This is a genomic window from Streptomyces sp. NPDC006134 (genome assembly GCF_040628835.1).
Taxonomy (GTDB): Bacteria; Actinomycetota; Actinomycetes; order Streptomycetales; family Streptomycetaceae; genus Streptomyces.
On record NZ_JBEXTV010000130.1, the window covers coordinates 1,775 to 4,968 of the forward strand.

The following is a 3,194-nucleotide window of genomic DNA, read 5'->3' on the forward strand; positions in this document are numbered from 1 at the left end:
TGGGTGGCTGGTCGTTGTTTGAGAACTGCACAGTGGACGCGAGCATCTGTGGCCAAGTTTTTAAGGGCGCACGGTGGATGCCTTGGCACCAGGAACCGATGAAGGACGTGGGAGGCCGCGATAGGCCCCGGGGAGTCGTCAACCAGGCTTTGATCCGGGGGTGTCCGAATGGGGAAACCCGGCAGTCGTCATGGGCTGTCACCCGCTGCTGAACACATAGGCAGTGTGGAGGGAACGCGGGGAAGTGAAACATCTCAGTACCCGCAGGAAGAGAAAACAACCGTGATTCCGGGAGTAGTGGCGAGCGAAACCGGATGAGGCCAAACCGTATGCGTGTGAGACCCGGCAGGGGTTGCGTATGCGGGGTTGTGGGATCTCTCTTTCACGGTCTGCCGGCCGTGGGACGAGTCAGAAACCGTTGATGTAGGCGAAGGACATGCGAAAGGTCCGGCGTAGAGGGTAAGACCCCCGTAGTCGAAACGTCAGCGGCTCGTTTGAGAGACACCCAAGTAGCACGGGGCCCGAGAAATCCCGTGTGAATCTGGCGGGACCACCCGCTAAGCCTAAATATTCCCTGGTGACCGATAGCGGATAGTACCGTGAGGGAATGGTGAAAAGTACCCCGGGAGGGGAGTGAAATAGTACCTGAAACCGTGTGCCTACAAGCCGTGGGAGCGTCGGAGTGGAGCTTGCTTCACTCTCGTGACTGCGTGCCTTTTGAAGAATGAGCCTGCGAGTTTGCGGTGTGTTGCGAGGTTAACCCGGGTGGGGTAGCCGTAGCGAAAGCGAGTCCGAATAGGGCGGTTGAGTAGCACGCTCAAGACCCGAAGCGGAGTGATCTAGCCATGGGCAGGTTGAAGCGGAGGTAAGACTTCGTGGAGGACCGAACCCACCAGGGTTGAAAACCTGGGGGATGACCTGTGGTTAGGGGTGAAAGGCCAATCAAACTCCGTGATAGCTGGTTCTCCCCGAAATGCATTTAGGTGCAGCGTCGTGTGTTTCTTGCCGGAGGTAGAGCACTGGATAGGCGATGGGCCCTACCGGGTTACTGACCTTAGCCAAACTCCGAATGCCGGTAAGTGAGAGCGCGGCAGTGAGACTGTGGGGGATAAGCTCCATGGTCGAGAGGGAAACAGCCCAGAGCATCGACTAAGGCCCCTAAGCGTACGCTAAGTGGGAAAGGATGTGGAGTCGCAGAGACAACCAGGAGGTTGGCTTAGAAGCAGCCACCCTTGAAAGAGTGCGTAATAGCTCACTGGTCTAGTGATTCCGCGCCGACAATGTAGCGGGGCTCAAGCGTACCGCCGAAGTCGTGTCATTCACACATAAGGGCCAACGCCTGTGTGGATGGGTAGGGGAGCGTCGTCTGCCGGGTGAAGCAGCCGCGGAAGCGAGTTGTGGACGGTTGACGAGTGAGAATGCAGGCATGAGTAGCGATTCACACGTGAGAAACGTGTGCGCCGATTGACTAAGGGTTCCTGGGTCAAGCTGATCTGCCCAGGGTAAGTCGGGACCTAAGGCGAGGCCGACAGGCGTAGTCGATGGATAACCGGTTGATATTCCGGTACCCGCTGTGGAGCGTCAAACATCGAGCATCGTGATGCTAAGGCCGTGAAGCCGCCCCTGATCTCTTCGGAGTGAGGGGGAGTGGTGGAGCCGCCGAACCAAGCGGTTAGTAGGTGAGTGATGGGGTGACGCAGGAAGGTAGTCCATCCCGGGCGGTGGTTGTCCCGGGGTAAGGGTGTAGGACGGTGTGTAGGCAAATCCGCACGCCATGAGTCTGAGACCTGATGCCGAGCCGATTGTGGTGAAGTGGATGATCCTATGCTGTCGAGAAAAGCCTCTAGCGAGTTTCATGGCGGCCCGTACCCTAAACCGACTCAGGTGGTCAGGTAGAGAATACCGAGGCGTTCGGGTGAACTATGGTTAAGGAACTCGGCAAAATGCCCCCGTAACTTCGGGAGAAGGGGGGCCACACCTGGTGATGATCTTTACGGTCTGAGCTGGGGGTGGCCGCAGAGACCAGCGAGAAGCGACTGTTTACTAAAAACACAGGTCCGTGCGAAGCCGTAAGGCGATGTATACGGACTGACGCCTGCCCGGTGCTGGAACGTTAAGGGGACCGGTTAGCTCCATTTCGGTGGGGCGAAGCTGAGAACTTAAGCGCCAGTAAACGGCGGTGGTAACTATAACCATCCTAAGGTAGCGAAATTCCTTGTCGGGTAAGTTCCGACCTGCACGAATGGCGTAACGACTTCTCGACTGTCTCAACCATAGGCCCGGTGAAATTGCACTACGAGTAAAGATGCTCGTTTCGCGCAGCAGGACGGAAAGACCCCGGGACCTTTACTACAGTTTGATATTGGTGTTCGGTTCGGCTTGTGTAGGATAGCTGGGAGACTGTGAAAGCCATACGCCAGTATGGTGGGAGTCGTCGTTGAAATACCAGTCTGGTCGTGCTGGATGTCTAACCTGGGTCCGTGATCCGGATCAGGGACAGTGTCTGATGGGTAGTTTAACTGGGGCGGTTGCCTCCTAAAGGGTAACGGAGGCGCCCAAAGGTTCCCTCAGCCTGGTTGGCAATCAGGTGTTGAGTGTAAGTGCACAAGGGAGCTTGACTGTGAGACCGACGGGTCGAGCAGGGACGAAAGTCGGGACTAGTGATCCGGCGGTGGCTTGTGGAAGCGCCGTCGCTCAACGGATAAAAGGTACCCCGGGGATAACAGGCTGATCTTCCCCAAGAGTCCATATCGACGGGATGGTTTGGCACCTCGATGTCGGCTCGTCGCATCCTGGGGCTGGAGTCGGTCCCAAGGGTTGGGCTGTTCGCCCATTAAAGCGGTACGCGAGCTGGGTTTAGAACGTCGTGAGACAGTTCGGTCCCTATCCGCTGTGCGCGTAGGAGTCTTGAGAAGGGCTGTCCCTAGTACGAGAGGACCGGGACGGACGAACCTCTGGTGTGCCAGTTGTTCTGCCAAGGGCATGGCTGGTTGGCTACGTTCGGGAGGGATAACCGCTGAAAGCATCTAAGCGGGAAGCCTGCTTCGAGATGAGGGCTCCCACCCACTTGATGGGGTAAGGCTCCCAGTAGACGACTGGGTTGATAGGCCGGATCTGGAAGCCAGGCAACTGGTGGAGGTGACCGGTACTAATAGGCCGAGGGCTTGTCCTCAGTTGCTCGCGTCCACTGTGTT

General features: G+C 57.4%; 1 rRNA gene. It reads left to right on the forward strand.

Annotated features, from left to right (window positions below):
• Positions 1-50 precede the first annotated feature (50 nt).
• Positions 51-3,172 (forward strand): 23S ribosomal RNA (locus ABZ340_RS36305).
• Positions 3,173-3,194: the final 22 nt, after the last annotated feature.